Origin of the sequence: Arthrobacter sp. S41, from assembly GCF_004320535.1 — a bacterium.
In the GTDB taxonomy this organism is placed as follows: Bacteria; Actinomycetota; Actinomycetes; order Actinomycetales; family Micrococcaceae; genus Glutamicibacter.
The window spans coordinates 967,994-985,226 of the sequence record NZ_SIHY01000001.1 but is presented as its reverse complement, the minus strand read 5'-3'; the positions used below and the strand labels follow the sequence as shown (position 1 = coordinate 985,226).

Below are 17,233 nucleotides of genomic sequence, written 5' to 3'. Positions count from 1 at the left end.
CTATTTGTCCTTCACATACTCTCTTGCGGCCTGAGCGGTCGATACTTCGTGTTGCGTCTGGGCACAACGCGAAGGTCACGACTATCCTAAGCCTATGGTGGATCGTAAACTTTCGGCGGCATATCCGGCACATTGGGAAGCTGATGTTGTGCTTCGCGATGGGACGACAGCGCATTTGCGGCCTATCACCCCGCGTGATGCGCAGGCGTTGCAGGAGATGCACAAGCATCAGTCTGAAACCTCGGTCTACCTACGCTATTTTACGTACAAGTCGTCGCTGACCCCTAAAGAGCTAGAGCGTTTCACCAACGTGGATCACACCAACCGTGTGGCATTCACTGTGGTGCGCGGTTCAAAGATTATCGGTGTTGGAAGATATGACCGTTTAGATAATCCGCGTGAAGCTGAAGTGGCGTTTAACGTCTCTGATGAATACCAAGGCACTGGTATCGGATCAATTCTGCTTGAACACCTCGCAGCGGCAGCCCGAGAAAAGGGCATTGAAAAGTTCGCTGCTGAAGTTTTGCCGGAGAACCGCAAGATGCTCACCGTCTTCTCTGAAGCCGGCTATGCGGTAGCTCGCCATTTTGAAGATGGCGTGGTGATGCTCGAATTCTCCATTAGTCCTACCGAGAAGGCACGAGAAGTCACGGAATCCCGTGAGCACCGTGCCGAAGCCAGCAGTGTGGCCGGGCTTCTGTCACCAGATTCCATTGCGATCGTTGGTGCTAGCCGGACGTGGGGAAAGCTTGGCCATGATGTTCTGGAACGACTTATCGAATCCAAATTCGCCGGCATCGTCTACGCGGTTAATGATGCAGCTTTGGAAGTCGGGGGACTAGTCTCTTACGGCAAGGTCAGCGAAATCCCGGGACCAGTGGATGTGGCGGTGCTCTGCATTCCACGCGAACGAGTATTGGAAACGATCAAAGACTGCGCCGCCCACGGTGTAAAGGCGCTCGTGATCATGTCGGCCGGATACGAATCCGCCGAAGGTCTTGGCGCCCAACGCGAGCTAGTAGCCCTGGCGCGCGCTAACGGGATGCGGGTTGTTGGGCCGGCCTCATTGGGCCTGATCAACACCGATCCTGCCGTGAACTTATACGCCTCGGGCAGCGCCGGCTCACCACAACCTGGCAACGTCGGCTTCTTTAGCCAGTCAGCAGCCATGGGAATGATTCTGCAGGGCGTAGCCATCCAGCAAGGAATCGGTGTCAGTAGCGCGATCTCAGCAGGCCTGCGTGCCGACGTTTCTGGCAATGACGCCATGCAATTCTTTGAAGACGACACACGTACCGATGTCGTTGCCATGTATCTTGAGTCCTTTGGTAATCCCCGTAAATTTGCTCGCATTGCCCGCAGGCTGGCGCGACGTAAACCAGTCGTCGTTGCCAAGACCGATGTGATGGGGCGCAGATTGCCACCGGGCCATTCGGTGCGAGTAGGACAGGCACCGGCCGGCGCAATGAACGCGATCTTGCGCCAATCAGGGGTGATCCGCGTTCGGTCCTCCGAAGAGCTACTCGACGTGTCCTCATTACTCTCAGTTTTCCCGCCACCTCAAGGGCCGAACGTTGCCGTCCTTTCGAACTCCGTGACGATTGCCGAAGTGGTTTGCGATGTCGCAGAAACACGGAATCTGAATTCCGTGATCCATGGAGGCGAGCTCGATTACAGCGTGGGCCAATCTCGTGCCCTCCCGATGTTGCGCCGCAGAATTCAGCAGCTGATTGACGACCCTCAAGTGCACACTGTCGTGCTGGCACATTTGCCATATTCCGGATTGGAAACCTCTGCTGTTCTCAAGGTTGCTCGTGAATTCTTAGACCAACCCAAACCTGTTTTGGCTCTCGTCCCTGGCTTGGCCGATACCAAAATTACCGGTGGGCTCAAACAAGGCGTGCCGTTGTACACCTCGCCCACCACAGCGATCGGTGCGTTAGCCAAGGCCTACGGTTATCAGCAATGGATCGACGTGCCCTATGAGGCCATCGAAGAGCCGGAAGGCATCGATGTTGACGGTGCCGCCGACTTCCTCAAAGAACTGGGAAAATCCGTCTCGGGTTCCAACTTGTTAGAACTCACCGAATCTCAGGCGCAAAAGCTGCTTGGTTTCTACGGCATCGAAATTTTTGGATCTCGCGTGGTCAACAGGGTTTCCGAGGCCATCAAAGCGGCCGACGAATTGGGCTGGCCGGTAGCACTGAAAGCCAATGATCCAGACTTGCGTCAGCGTCTAGATCTTGGCGGAGTACGGTTGAGCATTCCGGACCGTGCCAGCCTGGAATCCAATTTCACCCACATGAAGTTACTGATGGAAACCTACGGAGTGGATGCCCTTGAAGTTCAGAGCATGGCCCCGGCTGGTCAAGCTTGCGTGCTTAAGGCAGTGGAAGACCCGTTGCTTGGGCCCGTGATTTCCTTTGGCCTCAGTGGAGATCCGGTAAATCTCTTAGATGACTGGGCTCATGGGGTAGCGCCGCTGTCCGCTCACGATCTTGAACAACTCATTAGGCGTCCGCGAAGCAGCGTTCGGTTGTTGGGATATCAGGGGCTCGCCGCAGTGGACCTCGAAGCACTGAAGGACTTTATTACTCGCGTGTCTCTCTTCAAAGACAATCACCCCGAAATCACGGTGGCAAAGTTTGCGCCCATCTCGGTGTCAGCAGATTCGCTGAGCGTCTTGTCGGTGAATATTCAGATCAGCAATGCTGAGCAACGAATTGATAGCGTCCGCCGGGCGTTACGAAGCTGAGCGCAATCGCCCAACGTGAATTGACCTCGTCAACTGAGTAGAATCGAGTTATGAGTTCTCCAACATATTCGACTGCTCCTGGCGCTGAGCTTCAAGACGATCTGGTTCGTGCAGGTTTTTACCCGCAGATGGTCCAGGATGTACTTGCTGAAGCAATGATGAATCAGCCAGTGCTTGACCACTATGTTCATCTGGAAACTCATTTCGACAACACTGAAGTTCACCGACACATTACGGTCATGGTGATGAGTGAAAAAGTTCTGTTTATCTTGCATGTTGATGACCAGCAGCTCGATGATCATGGCAAAGATGTCATGGCTCAGGTTTCGGTCGAAATGATTGCACTTGCACGCATTGCATCGGTCGCAACCAGCTTTGTGTACCATCAGCCGCAGCACTATTCGGCAGCGGATCCAGTCAAGGAACTGACCTTCGGAATGTCGTGGGGTGGCACCAAACGTATCGATCTGGCTCCCGCTGATTGCGGTGACCCACAATGCGAGGCCGACCACGGTTTGAACGGTACTTCACAACCAGAGGACTTAGTGATTCGGGTGAGCGCTGAAGCTGATGGGCAACGTGCGGTCAACAAGGCGCGCGAATTTGCTGTCCGACTACGTTTGGCTACGATCTCTTGAGCCATAATGACGAGGTAAATGTGTCTGAACTTGCGGTCCCATCAACCAAAATTCCTGATGCACCGAAGTACGGGCAAGCCACCCTCTCAGAGATCCTGCCCTCTGCGGCTACTGCCTTGGGAGTACCGGGATTCGCCAACGCTTTGGGCTTGAAAAAGACCAAGCGCGTTGTAGTGATCATGGTGGACGGTTTGGGTTGGAACCAGCTCAAGAGCCACACAGGGCATGCACCTTTCTTGCGATCTTTATTTGCCGATGGGCAAAAATTGGGCACCGGTTTTCCCTCAACCACTGCAACTTCCCTGAGTAGCTTGGCCACCGGTGTCACTCCAGGGGAGCACGGCATGCTCGGATACGATGTGGTGGATCCGGCGCAACGTCGAGTAGTCAACCAACTAGGTGGCTGGCCGGCAGACCTGAATCCGGAAGCTTGGCAAACTCAGCCAACCGTATTCCAAAAAGTAGCCGAACACGGCGTACACGTGGCCACGGTTTCAATCCCAATGTTCGCCAAATCAGCATTGACCCGTGCTTCTCTGCGCGGTCCTGTGTTTGTCGCAGCGAACCAGCCAATGGCACGAGCCAAAGCCACCCACAACGTATTCGATTCACATCGTAGTGCGCTGGTCTACACCTACTTCAACGAGCTAGATAAGACCGGTCATAAGTTCGGTGTTGACTCCAGTCAGTGGCGAGACACCCTTGAGGAACTCGACTACGTCATCAAGTCGCTGGTGTCTCGACTGCCTGAAGAAACCACGGTGCTGATTACTGGGGACCATGGAATGGTCGACGTTCCCGAATCGCAGCGCATCGACTACAGCCAGTACCCAGAACTTGTTGAGGGAGTGGAGCTAACCAGCGGTGAACCTCGCGGGGCACAACTAACCTTTGCCGTCGAAACAGACGAGGCCGGCAGGCAACGAGTCAAAAATGCCTGGCACAAAGAATTTGGTACCAAAGCTTGGATCATGACACGCCAAGAAGCGGTGGAACGTGGTTACTTTGGCCCGATCACCGATGAGCACCAGGCACGTCTGGGAGATCTGATGATCCTAGCGGCAGAGTCAATAGCCTTTTACGACGGTCGTCGGGTTGCTCCGATGGCTTTCGACATGGTGGGACAGCACGGTTCGCTCACAGCGGGGGAGCGCTTCGTTCCGCTGTTAGTGCACCGAACCAAATAAGAATTTGATAAAAAATATGCGATTGGGGTAGCACCAGAAGGTGCTACCCCAATCGCATATTGTCCCTCTACTGAGGGCTAAGAATCTGTATCCTTCTTGCGCTTGCCAAACATGATGTCGTCCCAGCTAGGAACCGACGAACGCTTGGCCTTGCGAGGTGCAGAGTCATCGTTCTGCTCGGACTGCTTGTCGTCAGCGTCAGAATCATCATGATCTGAATCGGTGACAACCATCAGCTGAGAAGTGCGAGGCGAGATACCCTGCGGGAGGTTCGGCAACGAGTCATCTTCTTCCGCATCGTACTTGCTCATGCCGCGCTCAATGATGTCGTTGAAGCGTGACTCGCGCTCAGGATCCTGATCCTTGGGGCGCTGTCCACGACGAGCGTTGAGGAGAGTTACCAATTCCTCGGTCTCGTCAGCTTCAGGAGCGTTGGATGCAGGTGGCTCAGGCTCAGCCTGGCTTACCGCAGCGACCGGGCGGAAGTACTCAGGAGCTACTTGCTCGCTCAAGGTCTGTGCCCAGCGGTTGAGGTTCTTCAAAGATTTGCGTGCTGGGGAGAACGACCAGCGGGCAACGTTTCCAGCGGCACTCTGCGCATCGGTACCGAGGGATTCAACGTTGTCGCTAGGCAACGGAGAATCAAATTCAACGGTAATGATCCACTGACCCTCAGGATCTTTCCAAGAGTTCCAGCGCGCAGAATCGCTGTCGATGTGCAACTGGTTAAAACGGTGCACAACCATCGAGCCCAAGTCTGCTGGTTCTTCACCAAAGACTTCGCGGTATTCAGCATCGGTCTGTGGACCGGACACCTCTACACGACGAGCGAGTTCAGCCATGTGCTCACGTTCAGCGAGTACAGGGCCCTCATACTTAACGATGTCCTCGACTGGGATGTCCCATTCGAGCGACAGATCATAGGCAGAAGCACCGGCGCGAACTCGCGCCTGAATTTCACGCGGCGAGTGGACAGAGGATTCCTCACGGTTCCTTGGAGCCCGCGAACGGGCTATTTCTGCCATTGCACTGCGCAGTGCATCGTCAACGGGGAGCTCGTAGCTCATCCCGTCGTCACTGCTGACCTGCAGGCTGGAACCATTTTCATGAATTCCTACCAGTCTCAGCTGACGCATTAATACCCTCCACACGCTCTATTTCCTGAGTAAAACTCTGCCACCTTGAAGCCTGAATTCCTACCACCGCCCCGGGTGTGGCGCAAGAATAGTCATCAACTTCACGTCTTATTTCGTGTTCCTTCAGCCTGTGGCATACCAAGTAGCCCGAGGGAATGGATTTTGCGTAAAAACGTTATACTTCTATGCCGGTATGAGTTTTCACCCAGTGATGCTGCCGGCATCGACGAAACACCTGCAGGAAAGAGCAAAAAACGATCATGACATTTGAATCTGCTGCACCAACGATGCTCTCAGAAGAGGACCGCGCCAAGGAAATTGCATCGCTCAAGGCCGGTAAGACTGTCGAGATGGCGAACCTCATCGATGAATCGGAAACCTCTTTGGCTGAGGACTTCGTTTTGCCTGGTGGAGAGACGGCTCAAGAAGAAGCAAGCATCGAGGTCATGGCCGAGCAAGCTGACGAGTTCACTTGTGCATCCTGCTTCATGGTTCGACATCGCACTCTGCTCGCTCGTGAAGACAACGGGCAGAAATTCTGCAGCGAGTGCGAAGGATAGATCCCCAACACTTTTGCTAAGCGTTGAGGATCTAAGGGTGCTACGTAGAGCTACGGGTCAGTGCTTCCAATAGGTAGGGAAGGACTACTGGTCTTCGTTGACCTCGTGAGCCTTTTCTAGTTTCTCGGCTTCGAGTTTTCCTTCTTCGGTGAATTCGTACATAACGCCGGAGAGGGCCGCGGCCAGTTCTTCGGGGCGGCGAGTAGAGATCAGCCAGTACGGGGTGGTGTCACGTTCGTCGGTGACTTCCATCTTCACAACGCCGTCGAGCCAGCCTCGAAGCACCATATAGGCCAGCCCATGAAGCTTCTGTCCACGCTGCTTAAACGCATCGTTGCCGCGGTAGCCGGTGACTTCACCGATGAACTCTCGTTCAATGCTGGCTCGACCAGCCGAGACGGTGCTTTCGGTAACTTCGATTGCCGGTACGCGCACGAGGAAAATCACTACCAGGGCGATCAGGAAAGCAGCTCCAACGCTCCACCCAAGAATGACGTTGATTGGCGCCACCGCAACACCGGCAGTTATGGCAATAATGATTGGCCAAATCCAGGTGCTGGCTGAAGGCCAGAGTTTTTCGGTGTACAGAACGCGCGAAGCCTCAGGGCTGGTATTACTCATGATTCCAAGTTTAGGCAATATTTCTTTGAACGAGGACAGCGCCGGTGTGGACAGCTCATTCTAAGATCTGCGCGATAGAGTTAAGCCAAAGAAACAAGCGAACCACCAAGTCACAAAACACCCCGGGGGACTACCAAACCGATGAGTGAGCCAACAATCTCGATTGCCATCAAGATGCTCGATAGTGAACTGCCCGTTCCGAGCTACTCGCATCCTTCAGATGCAGGCGCTGACTTGCACGCCCGCGAAGGTGCAGTGCTTGAACCGGGTGAACGTGCCTTGGTGCGAACCGGTATCGCTCTGGCAATTCCTCACGGTTACGTCGGACTCGTGCACCCGCGAAGCGGCCTCGCTACCAAGCACGGAATCACAGTGGTCAATGCACCGGGTACTGTTGATGCTGGCTACCGTGGTGAGATCATGGTCACTCTGCTAAATACAGATAAGGCTGAATCCTTCACTATCAACCGAGGCGATCGCATCGCCCAGCTGGTTATTCAGAAAGTTGAGCAGGCGGCCTTCACGCCTGTCGATTCACTGGAGGAGACCGCACGAGGAGCCGGCGGCTTTGGATCTACTGGCGGATTCAACGCCTAACAAAGACCAGCGGACAGTAAGCCCAGATTTTTAAGGACACCATGATTTTCAAGCGTAAAAAATCCAAAGAGCAGGAACCGGCCGTCGAATCCAACGACGTCGCTACTGAAACTTCTGAAACCACTGAATCCTCTGAGCCTAATGAGCCTAAAGCCGGCCCATTCGACATTAATGATGTTGAGAACACGGACGAGTATCTAGACTTCGGGTCGATTCTTATCAAGCCGGTGAGCGGTTTGAAGGTGCGCATGGACGTTGAAGAGTCCAACCAGCGTGTGATCGCAGTGTCGCTGGAAGTTGCTGAGTCGCGCGTCCAGCTGATGGCTTTCTCTTCCTCCAAGTCGCAGTCGCTGTGGCCTGGCATCAAAGACAAAATCAAGAGTGACATCACCGCCCAAAATGGTGAGATCTTTAAGCGCGACGGTGCCTACGGTGAAGAACTGCTGGCGCGCGTTCCACAGCAACTACCCGATGGCCGTGACGGTCATGTAGCGCTACGTTTTGTCGGCATCGACGGACCTCGCTGGTTCCTGCGTGCAGTCATCGGTGGCAGCGCAATTTCTGATGAAGAAGCAGCCCAAACCGTCGAAAACGTCCTGCGCGATGTCATCGTGAACCGTGGCGACAAGCCACTGCCTCCGGCCGAATTGTTGCCACTGAACGTGCCAGCGAATGCGCAGACCCGCCCGGTAGGCGAGGAAGCAGAACCAGAGCTAAAGCGTCCCGAACGCGGCCCTGAGATCACCCAGATTGGCTAGAGATGGCGCTCAACGGTAAGCCCGTTACCCCGCAACTGGGGCCAGCGGATCCGACACTGGACTACTTGTGCTTGGATAACCTGTCCCAGTTACCGGCCAAGGGCAGAGTGAAGCACACCGGTTACGTTCAATCGGTGAGTTACTCGCCTTCAAATCAGGCACCGTTGCTCAAGGCCGTGGTGGTGGACAAGCTAGGCAGCGTTGCTGCCCGTCGAGGCACCGTCGCGCACGTGAGACTGGTGTTTATGGGACAAAAATCTGTTCCTGGCATCAAGCCTGGGGTGAAGGTGCAGTATTCGGGAATGGTCGCGCCCGTAGAGCAAGTCCCGACGATTTTTAATCCGCGCTACATCATCGTTCCTGTCGCCCGAGGGTAACCGGAGCAAGTTTCCGCCGACGCGGGGCAGTGTCAGTGCCGTTGAACCAATGGAAGTGAGCAGGATGCACAACGAGGATTCAGAGCCGCAGGAGCAACCTGCGCCTGCGCCAAACCAGCAACAAAGTTTTGCCGCGATGATCGGCGCAAATTCGAAGATTGCTCAGAACGCAGATGGCGGAATCGACCTGCTGTCCACCGTGGGTGGTGTGCGTGGCATCTTAGAGACCGTCGTGCCAGGTTTTGTTTTCATCATGGTTTTTGCGCTGAGCTCCAACTTGACCTGGGCTCTGATCTCTTCGATTGGCCTTGGCGTGATCTTCATGGTCATCCGAATGACCAAACGCTCTAGCCTGATCCAGTCGGTGTCAGGCCTGATCGGAATCTTGATTTGTGCCTTTGCCGCTCGCCATTCCGGTAATGCCAAGGACTACTACATTCCCGGCTTCTACACCTCTGGCGCCTACCTGCTGGGCCTCATCATTTCCGTGGTCATCCGTTGGCCACTGATCGGATTGTTGTTCGGCTTCATTCGCAATGAAGGCGTCGAATGGCGCAAGAAGGCCGATCGCCTGCGTCGCTACCAGATTGCCACGTGGATCGTGATTGCGGTGTTTGCCGCACGCCTAGCGGTGCAGCTACCGATGTACTACACCGACCACGTTGTGGCCTTGGGGCTAGCCCGTGCACTAATGGGTGTACCCCTGTATGCAGCCGGTCTGTGGTTCGCCTGGTTACTTTCCAAACCAGCCGAGACCACAAACGTTGCGACCCAAGATCCGTCCGTAGGTTAGCGGGTCGCGTCGCGCAAGGTGCGGCGCAGTAGAGGTTCTGCTTGTGGGGTGGTGATGAAGAAGATTTCATCGCCACCCTCAACTACATCATCGGCACTTGGTGGGAACGGCGTCTTATCACGTACTACAGCCATCAAGGTGGTGTCCTGCGGCCAGCTGATACGGCCGATAGCGCGGCCAATCAGCGCCGAATCATGCGGAACCGTGAACTCGACCATGTAGACCTCACCGGTCTTCAAAGTCAGCAGACGCACCAAGTCACCAACTTCCACCGCTTCCTCGACCAGAGCAGTCATCAATCGCGGAGTGCTCACCGCGACGTCAACGCCCCATGCGTCATCAAACATCCACTCATTTTTAGGATTATTGACGCGTCCGACGGTACGACGAATTCCGAACTCACTCTTAGCCAGCAGTGAGACCACTAGGTTGACCTTGTCATCACCACTGGCAGAGACTACAACGTCATAGTCCTCAAGATGAGCTTGTTGCAACACGGCAAGCTCGCAAGCATCGCCAATCAACCACTTGACGCCTTCAAGATCTTCGCGCTGTGCCATCTCTGGCTGGATGTCGATCAGCAAAACTTCGTGACCGTTGATCACAAGCTCTCGGGCGATAGAGGAACCGACTGAGCCGGCTCCGGCAATCATGACCTTCATGGAATGCCTCTCAATTAGTCGTTGGACAGGGGAGCAGGTGGGCTTGCAAGAATCTTTTCGACGTCCTTGCTCTGATCCAGACGCATCATCACGTGGACCAAATCGCCACCCTGCAATCGTGTGCGGTTTTGCGGGATCGTTCCCTCGCCAAAGCGAGTCAGATAGGCGACACGAACCCCAGAAGCTGCTTCTAAGTCCTTAACGAGTCGTCCGTACCAACCTCGATTCAGCGCCACTTCTGAGAGCACTAATCGGCCCGAAGGCTCGCGGTAGTCACCACGCATCGAGTAGTCCGGCAGGATGCGTCGTAATACCTGGTCGGTACTCCAACGCACAGCGGCCACCGTAGGGATACCCAAACGCTGATAGATTTCGGCGCGTCCTGGGTCATAAATGCGAGCGACTACATGTGGCACGTTGTAGGTTTCGCGGGCTACACGGGTAGCAAGAATGTTGGAATTATCACCGCTAGATACAGCGGCAAAAGCGTACGCGCCATCAATTTTGGCTGCTTGTAATGTGTCGCGGTCAAAACCGCGTCCGGTGACAGTAAAACCAGAGAAGTCTTTACTCAATCGGCGGAAGGCATGAGCATCCTGATCAATGATGGCTACTGAATGCCCCGCTGAATCCAGTGTATGGGCCAACGAAACGCCGACGCGTCCGCACCCCATGATCACAAAATGTGCCACCGAGAACTCCTTGGATTGCTGCTTGTGGTGATTGACCGGCGCACCGCCTAAGTGTGCTCCGAATGCAACAATAGCGCTGTTCGGGTCAAGATTATTGGCGGTGAACCTCCCGTGTGGTTTGCACACCTGCGATAACGTTATCTCGTGCCTGCATTATTTGATGGTCTCAAGAGGATTCTTGTGGGTCGGCCTTTCAGCACTGAACAGCTGAAAAAGAAGCCGCTCCCACCAAACGTAGCGTTGCCGATTTTCTCCTCCAGCGCCCTGTCCTCTTTGGCGTACGCGCCAGATGAAATCCTGCTGACGCTGGCTATGGCCGGTGTCGCGGCAGCGATGCTGTCCCCAGCAGTGGGATTGGCAGTCCTCGCCGTTCTGGTGGTGCTGGTGCTCTCGTACCGGCAATCGGTTGTTGAGTACCCCTCCGGTGGTGGCGACTATGAAATCGTCAAGAAGAACTTGGGTGCGCGTCCCGGTACAGCGGTGGCAGCGGCGCTGTTGGTGGACTTTGTCTTGACCGTTGCGGTGTCTAGCTCCTCGGCTGCTGCTTACCTGAGCGCCATTTTCCCGGTACTAGGCGAACACAAAGCCTGGGTTGCTGCCGCGCTGGTGGCACTGTTGGTAGTTGGCAATTTGCGTGGCACCGGGCAAGGAAAATGGACCCTAGCAATTCCGGTGTACCTCTTTGTTGCGGGAATGCTGGCCCTTGTCGCCATCGGCGGCGTGATGGCATTGACCGGAAACCTTGGCCACGCGCCAAGTGCTGAGTTCACTATTGTACCCGAAGCACAGTTCTCCAATGGCCTGCACGGCGTGGTTGGAGCATTGCTGATCTTGCGTGCCTTCAGCACTGGATCTGCCGCACTAACGGGTATTGAAGTCCCCATCTCCAACGTTCAAACTTTGGCTAAGCCGCGAGCAAAAAACGCCGGAAGAATCTTGTTGGTTCTTGGCCTGCTATCGGGCGTATTAACCTTGGGAACATTGATGCTGGCGCGTGCCACCGGGATTAAGGTTGTCACCGATCCTCAGGCGTCGTTCTTGCTTGATGGTCAGCCAATTTCGCCGAACTTCGTGCAGGTGCCGGTATTGGGACAGCTGGCCCAGGCGGTCTTTGGTGACTACACCTTGGGTCTGATCGTAGTGTCCGTGTTGACCATCGCCGTCTTGCTTTTGGCTGGTAATCAGGCCTTCAACTCTTTCCCATTGCTGGCCAGCCATTTGGCCACCGACGGGTTCTTGCCTCGACAGCTGCGAACACGTGGCGATCGTCTTGGCTTCTCCAACGGCATCCTCTCCTTGGGCGTTGCCGCAATTATCTTGGTGCTGCTCTTCCACGGTGATGTCACTTCGATGGTGCAGCTCTACGTCGTGGGCGTCTTTGTTTCCTTCACGCTGAGCCAGCTGGGCATGCTGACCCACTGGAAGCGCGTCCTTGTCCCCATCTCGGACCGTAAAATTCGAGCTGTTAAGCAACGCAAACGCCTGCTGAACCTGGTTGGTTTGGTCCTGTCAGCGTTGGTTCTTGTTGTTGTGCTGGCCACCAGATTTGTTCATGGTGCATGGCTGGCGCTGCTGGGCATCCTCGTATTGATGTTCATCATGCATGGCTTGCAGCGCCACTATCAAAAGGTTGATGACGAACTCGAGGTCGACGAAGACTACGCCGTCACCGCACTGCCATCGCGTGTTCACGCGTTGGTTCTGGTCTCTACCGTGCGCAAACCGGTGCTTCGCGCTCTGGCCTTCGCGCGGGCTTCGCGGCCCTCAAAGTTGGAAGCGATCATCGTTGACGTGGAACGGGAAAAAACCGAGACCACCCTCGAAGACTGGGACCGACTGGGGATCCCCGTTCCGATTACGGCCTTGGCTTCCCCCTACCGCGATATTCCTGGAGCGCTGATCGAACATATTCGTTCCATCAAGCGCGAGTCCCCGCGAGAACTCATCGTTGTCTACATTCCCGAGTATGTGGTGGGCCAATGGTGGGAACAGCTGGTACACAACCAAACTGCGCTCCGCGTAAAGAACCGCCTGCACTATGAACCGGGCGTTGTGATCGCTTCGGTGCCGTGGCGTCTGCGCAGTGCCTCAAACAACCTAGGCGGCGGAGCGACCGAAGAGTCTTCCGCACACCGCTAAAAATGCTTCCTACGAAAGACGAAAAAATGACTGAATCATCAACGTTGCAAGTACGTTTGGGCAATATCGCCCACGGCGGTCACACCGTCGCTCGCCATGAGGGGCGCGTGATTTTTGTGCGTCACGGTATTCCCGGAGAACTTGTATCGGTGCGTTTGACTGACTCGGCCCGGGAAGCGAAATTTTGGCGTGCAGATGTAGTTGAGGTCCATGAAGCCAGTGAGCACCGAGTGCCACACTTCTGGGATGCGGCTGATGCACTCAAGCACCGTGATCCCGTGGGTGGTGCTGAATTTGGGCACATTTCCTTGGCTCACCAACGCGAGTTGAAGTCACAGGTAGTGGCCGAACAGTTCACCCGCTTGGGCGGCATGAAAGCTGAGGATTACAACTTCCCCCAGGTCCAAGAAGTTGCTGGTTCAACTGACGGTTTGGGCTGGCGCACACGCATGTCCTATTCGGTTGATGCCTCCGGCAACTTGGCCATGAGTGGCTTCCGAAGCAACCAGCTCACCGCCATTACTTCGATGCCATTGGCTCATCCAGCCATCGAGGCTAGCGGAATCTATGCGGTGAACTATTCGGGTATTGACCGCGTTGAAGTAGCGGTGTCCAGTTCGGACGATCGTACGATTTTGGTTTTGCTCTCCGAGGCAAGCTCCGGTGCTGCGCTGAAGGTGGCCAAGCAATTCCCAGAAGGCGTGAACGTCGCTTCGTTCACCCAGCGTGGTGGTTCCGCCTCTGACGGCAAGGGTTCATTGGAGATCTTGGCTGGCTCGCCCTGGCTGAATGAAAAAGTGCTGGGGGAGAAGTACCGGATTACCGGCGAAGGCTTCTGGCAGGTGCACCGCAGCGCCGCGACCCTGCTTTCGGAACGAGTAGTGGATCTACTTGATCCTGTTCGTGGTGAACAGCTGGCCGATCTTTATGCAGGCGCTGGCTTGTTCTCCGTTCCCTTGGCCAAGGCTGTGGGACAAGAAGGACGGGTCTTCTCCATTGAGGGAGCACCAGGCACCCACGCGGACGCTAAAAAGAATCTTCGCGATTATCCTCAGGCCACCGTCATTCGCGGCCGGGTAGAGCACGTACTACGTCAGGTCTCCCGTGACGCGAAGCTAGATGGCGTGGTCCTTGATCCACCGCGTACCGGTATCGACAAGCAAGTTGCTGCTGAATTGGGTAGCAGTGGTGTCTCACGTATTTGTTACGTCTCCTGTGACCCTGCATCTTTCGCCCGAGATATCTCGCGTTTGACCGCTCGCGGCTACGAATTAGAGCACGTGGAGATTCACGATTTATACCCACATACTCACCACATGGAGTCCATTGGCCTCTTCGTGCGCCGTTAATCACCTGAATTTGTCCGTTGAGACACGAATTTTGGTCAAAGTTTATTCCGAGGAGTCTTTTTCTGGCAGTTGGCGATAGACTGTTTTTAGCTCTGCCGCGCTAGGAACCTGACTATCTCAGTTAGGAACTCCTAACTGGAATTACAGTGTGCGCGTGCAACAGTATGAGTGTCTGGCGAGAGGAGTCCCACGTGAGCAATGTGGACAGCTTCGGTGCCAAGGGCGTACTTGACGTCAATGGAACCGAATACGAAATTTACCGACTGAATGCGGTCGAAGGCTCAGAAAGCCTTCCCTACAGCCTTAAGGTTCTGCTTGAGAACCTGCTTCGTACCGAAGATGGCGCGAACGTAACTAACGAGCACATCAACGCACTGGGTCAGTGGGATGCGTCGGCGCAACCTAACACTGAAATCCAGTTCACCCCAGCGCGAGTCCTGATGCAGGACTTCACTGGCGTGCCTTGTGTTGTTGACTTGGCCACCATGCGCGAGGCCGTCAAGGAACTCGGTGGCGATCCAACCCGTGTTAATCCATTGGCACCTGCCGAAATGGTTATTGACCACTCTGTGCAGATTGATACCTTCGGTTTCAAGGGCGCTGTAGAGCGCAACATGGAAATCGAGTACCAGCGCAATGGTGAGCGTTACCAGTTCCTGCGTTGGGGCCAGACTGCGTTTGACGACTTCAAGGTCGTTCCACCAGGAACCGGCATCGTGCATCAGGTCAACATTGAGTTCCTGGCACGTACCGTAATGACCCGCGAGGTCGACGGCGTACTGCGCGCTTACCCAGATAGCTGCGTAGGCACCGACTCCCACACCACCATGGTCAACGGCCTAGGCGTGTTGGGTTGGGGCGTTGGTGGCATTGAGGCCGAGGCAGCAATGCTTGGCCAGCCTGTCTCCATGCTGATCCCACGCGTTGTTGGCTTCAAGCTTGCTGGCTCGATCCCAGCTGGCGCCACCGCAACCGACGTGGTTTTGACCATCACCGAAATGCTGCGTAAGCACGGCGTTGTTGGCAAGTTTGTTGAATTCTACGGCGAAGGTGTCGCACAGGTGCCGCTGGCAAACCGCGCCACCATCGGTAACATGTCCCCAGAATTCGGCTCCACCGCCGCAATGTTCCCAATCGACGATGTTACCCTCGACTACCTGCGCCTGACCGGCCGCAGCGACGAGAACGTGGCACTGGTTGAGGCTTACGCCAAGGAACAGGGCATGTGGCACGATCCAAGCCGCGAAATCCGTTTCTCGGAATTCATCGAGCTGGATCTTTCCACCGTTGTTCCATCGATCGCTGGCCCGAAGCGTCCACAGGACCGCATCGAGCTGACTTCCTCGAAGGAACAGTTCCGCAAGGATCTGCACAACTACGTTTCTGACGCCGAAGATACCCAGGGTATCGGCCGTCCGTCGACCGCAGTTGAGGTCACCAAGGAAGATGGGACCAAGTTCACCTTGGACCACGGCCTGGTTTCGATCGCTTCGATCACCTCTTGCACCAACACTTCGAACCCATCGGTCATGCTGGCCGCAGCCGTACTGGCTCGCAACGCAGCCGAAAAGGGTCTGTCCTCCAAGCCATGGGTTAAGACTTCGGTTGCACCAGGCTCGAAGGTTGTCACCGATTACTACGAGAAGTCCGGCCTCATGCCATACCTGGAGCAGCTTGGCTTCTTCATCGTTGGCTACGGTTGCGCAACTTGCATCGGTAACTCCGGTCCACTGGATGCTGAGATCTCCGAGGCGATCAACACCAACGACCTCGCAGCCACCGCGGTGCTCACCGGTAACCGTAACTTCGAAGGTCGCATCAACCCAGACGTAAAGATGAACTACTTGGCTTCCCCGCCACTAGTTATCGCTTACGCACTGGCTGGCACCATGGACTTCGATTTCGAAGCTGACGCACTGGGTCAGGACTCCGAGGGCAACGACGTCTTCCTGAAGGACATCTGGCCATCGCCAGTAGAGGTCCAGGAAATCATGGACTCGTCGATTGACAAGGAAATGTTCGCCAAGGGCTACGAAACCGCTTTCGAAGGCGACGATCGTTGGAAGGCACTGGACACCCCAGAGGGTTCAACCTTCGCATGGGACGAAAAGTCGACCTACGCACGTAAGGCACCTTACTTCGACGGTATGACCGCCGAGCCACAGCCAGTGAAGGACATCGACGGCGCTCGTGTTCTGCTCAAGCTGGGCGACTCGGTCACCACTGACCACATCTCGCCTGCAGGTTCGTTCAAGTCGGAGACCCCGGCTGGCCGTTACCTGATCGAGAATGGTGTGGATCGCAAGGACTTCAACTCCTACGGCTCGCGCCGTGGTAACCACGAAGTCATGATCCGCGGTACCTTCGCAAACATCCGCATCAAGAACCAGATCCTGGACGGCGTTGAGGGTGGCTTCACCCGCGACTTCACCCAGGAAGGTGCTCCGCAGGCTTACGTCTACGACGCTGCTGAGAACTACAAGGCTGCCGGCACCCCGCTGGTCATCCTTGGTGGTAAGGAATACGGTTCGGGCTCCTCGCGTGACTGGGCTGCTAAGGGCACCGCACTGCTGGGTGTTAAGGCCGTCATCACCGAGTCATTCGAGCGTATTCACCGCTCGAACCTGATCGGTATGGGCGTTCTGCCACTGCAGTTCCCAGAGGGTGAGTCCGCTGATTCGCTGGGTCTGACCGGTACCGAAACCTTCGCAGTTTCCGGTGTGACTGAGCTGAACAACGGCACCACCCCGAAGACCCTGAAGGTTACCGCAACCGCACAAGACGGCAAGGTTACCGAGTTCGACGCAGTTCTGCGTATCGACACCCCAGGTGAAGCTGACTACTACCGCAACGGTGGCATCCTGCAGTACGTACTGCGCCAGATCGCCGCTGCTAACTAGTAGAGCCACCCCGGTGTATACCGGAGTGTTCCACTAGTAGTTACGCAACACGCAAAGTTGAAGACCCAA

Annotated in this window: 15 protein-coding genes; 11 read left to right on the top strand and 4 right to left on the bottom strand. The window is 55.5% G+C overall.

Going from position 1 to position 17,233, the window contains the following annotated elements; genetic code table 11:
• Positions 1–94: 94 nt before the first annotated feature.
• From EYR88_RS04555 to EYR88_RS04545, 3 genes are read left to right on the top strand one after another with little or no spacing between them, the layout of a single operon-like run.
• Positions 95–2,755, top strand: coding sequence for a GNAT family N-acetyltransferase (locus EYR88_RS04555; protein WP_131088518.1), 2,661 nt, complete (start codon positions 95–97; stop codon positions 2,753–2,755).
• 50 nt (positions 2,756–2,805) lie between these two features.
• On the top strand, positions 2,806–3,393 hold the full coding sequence (locus EYR88_RS04550; protein WP_131088517.1) for a DUF5998 family protein: 588 nt from the start codon (positions 2,806–2,808) through the stop codon (positions 3,391–3,393).
• 20 nt (positions 3,394–3,413) lie between these two features.
• Positions 3,414–4,580 carry a nucleotide pyrophosphatase/phosphodiesterase family protein gene (locus EYR88_RS04545; protein ID WP_131088516.1) on the top strand — a complete coding sequence of 389 codons (1,167 nt, stop codon included), beginning with the start codon at positions 3,414–3,416 and terminating at the stop codon, positions 4,578–4,580.
• 77 nt (positions 4,581–4,657) lie between these two features.
• Here EYR88_RS04545 and sepH read toward each other — a convergent pair whose 3' ends face one another.
• Positions 4,658–5,716, bottom strand: a complete 1,059-nt coding sequence (sepH, locus tag EYR88_RS04540; protein WP_131088515.1) for a septation protein SepH — start codon at positions 5,714–5,716, stop codon at positions 4,658–4,660.
• Positions 5,717–5,976: 260 nt separating this feature from the next.
• Here sepH and EYR88_RS04535 point away from each other — a divergent pair, with 260 nt between their 5' ends.
• The gene (locus tag EYR88_RS04535) at positions 5,977–6,276 is read left to right on the top strand and encodes a DUF4193 family protein (RefSeq protein ID WP_131088514.1); all 300 of its coding nucleotides are present in this window, start codon (positions 5,977–5,979) and stop codon (positions 6,274–6,276) included.
• Between the two features lie 84 nt (positions 6,277–6,360).
• On the opposite strand, the gene EYR88_RS04530 is transcribed toward EYR88_RS04535, so the two are convergent.
• Positions 6,361–6,897, bottom strand: coding sequence for a DUF3093 domain-containing protein (locus tag EYR88_RS04530; protein WP_131088513.1), 537 nt, complete (start codon positions 6,895–6,897; stop codon positions 6,361–6,363).
• A gap of 141 nt (positions 6,898–7,038) precedes the next feature.
• On the opposite strand from EYR88_RS04530, the gene dut reads away from it, so the two are divergent.
• From dut to EYR88_RS04510, 4 genes are all read left to right on the top strand, one after another.
• Complete coding sequence (dut, locus tag EYR88_RS04525; RefSeq protein ID WP_131088512.1) at positions 7,039–7,494, top strand: dUTP diphosphatase; 456 nt, start codon at positions 7,039–7,041, stop codon at positions 7,492–7,494.
• A gap of 41 nt (positions 7,495–7,535) precedes the next feature.
• A complete protein-coding gene (locus EYR88_RS04520) occupies positions 7,536–8,252 on the top strand; it encodes a DUF3710 domain-containing protein (RefSeq protein WP_131088511.1) in 717 nt (238 codons plus the stop codon).
• Positions 8,253–8,254: 2 nt separating this feature from the next.
• Positions 8,255–8,629 carry a hypothetical protein gene (locus tag EYR88_RS04515; RefSeq protein WP_131088510.1) on the top strand — a complete coding sequence of 125 codons (375 nt, stop codon included), beginning with the start codon at positions 8,255–8,257 and terminating at the stop codon, positions 8,627–8,629.
• 64 nt (positions 8,630–8,693) lie between these two features.
• The gene (locus EYR88_RS04510) at positions 8,694–9,422 is read left to right on the top strand and encodes a DUF3159 domain-containing protein (RefSeq protein WP_131088509.1); all 729 of its coding nucleotides are present in this window, start codon (positions 8,694–8,696) and stop codon (positions 9,420–9,422) included.
• Here EYR88_RS04510 and EYR88_RS04505 read toward each other — a convergent pair.
• Together EYR88_RS04505 and EYR88_RS04500 are read right to left on the bottom strand one after the other, a co-directional pair.
• Positions 9,419–10,084, bottom strand: a complete 666-nt coding sequence (locus tag EYR88_RS04505; RefSeq protein ID WP_131088508.1) for a TrkA family potassium uptake protein — start codon at positions 10,082–10,084, stop codon at positions 9,419–9,421. The two genes, EYR88_RS04510 and EYR88_RS04505, sit on opposite strands and share 4 nt — an antisense overlap.
• A 14-nt stretch (positions 10,085–10,098) precedes the next feature.
• Positions 10,099–10,776, bottom strand: coding sequence for a TrkA family potassium uptake protein (locus EYR88_RS04500; protein WP_131088507.1), 678 nt, complete (start codon positions 10,774–10,776; stop codon positions 10,099–10,101).
• A 144-nt stretch (positions 10,777–10,920) separates the two neighbouring features.
• Between EYR88_RS04500 and EYR88_RS04495 the strand changes: the two genes are divergently transcribed.
• The 3 genes from EYR88_RS04495 (at position 10,921) to acnA (ending at position 17,164) form a co-directional block, all read left to right on the top strand.
• Positions 10,921–12,915 carry an APC family permease gene (locus tag EYR88_RS04495; protein WP_131088506.1) on the top strand — a complete coding sequence of 665 codons (1,995 nt, stop codon included), beginning with the start codon at positions 10,921–10,923 and terminating at the stop codon, positions 12,913–12,915.
• Between the two features lie 26 nt (positions 12,916–12,941).
• A complete protein-coding gene (locus EYR88_RS04490; protein WP_131088505.1) occupies positions 12,942–14,264 on the top strand; it encodes a class I SAM-dependent RNA methyltransferase in 1,323 nt (440 codons plus the stop codon).
• Between the two features lie 191 nt (positions 14,265–14,455).
• A complete protein-coding gene (gene acnA, locus EYR88_RS04485; RefSeq protein ID WP_131088504.1) occupies positions 14,456–17,164 on the top strand; it encodes an aconitate hydratase AcnA in 2,709 nt (902 codons plus the stop codon).
• The last annotated feature ends 69 nt before the right edge of the window (positions 17,165–17,233 follow it).

Coding starts and splice junctions, on each gene's coding strand:
- EYR88_RS04555 (WP_131088518.1), top strand. CDS start 95: ATGGTGGATCGTAAACTTTCGGCGGCATATCCGGCACATTGGGAAGCT.
- EYR88_RS04550 (WP_131088517.1), top strand. CDS start 2,806: ATGAGTTCTCCAACATATTCGACTGCTCCTGGCGCTGAGCTTCAAGAC.
- sepH (WP_131088515.1), bottom strand. CDS start 5,716: ATGCGTCAGCTGAGACTGGTAGGAATTCATGAAAATGGTTCCAGCCTG.
- EYR88_RS04535 (WP_131088514.1), top strand. CDS start 5,977: ATGACATTTGAATCTGCTGCACCAACGATGCTCTCAGAAGAGGACCGC.
- EYR88_RS04530 (WP_131088513.1), bottom strand. CDS start 6,897: ATGAGTAATACCAGCCCTGAGGCTTCGCGCGTTCTGTACACCGAAAAA.
- dut (WP_131088512.1), top strand. CDS start 7,039: ATGAGTGAGCCAACAATCTCGATTGCCATCAAGATGCTCGATAGTGAA.
- EYR88_RS04520 (WP_131088511.1), top strand. CDS start 7,536: ATGATTTTCAAGCGTAAAAAATCCAAAGAGCAGGAACCGGCCGTCGAA.
- EYR88_RS04515 (WP_131088510.1), top strand. CDS start 8,255: ATGGCGCTCAACGGTAAGCCCGTTACCCCGCAACTGGGGCCAGCGGAT.
- EYR88_RS04510 (WP_131088509.1), top strand. CDS start 8,694: ATGCACAACGAGGATTCAGAGCCGCAGGAGCAACCTGCGCCTGCGCCA.
- EYR88_RS04505 (WP_131088508.1), bottom strand. CDS start 10,084: ATGAAGGTCATGATTGCCGGAGCCGGCTCAGTCGGTTCCTCTATCGCC.
- EYR88_RS04490 (WP_131088505.1), top strand. CDS start 12,942: ATGACTGAATCATCAACGTTGCAAGTACGTTTGGGCAATATCGCCCAC.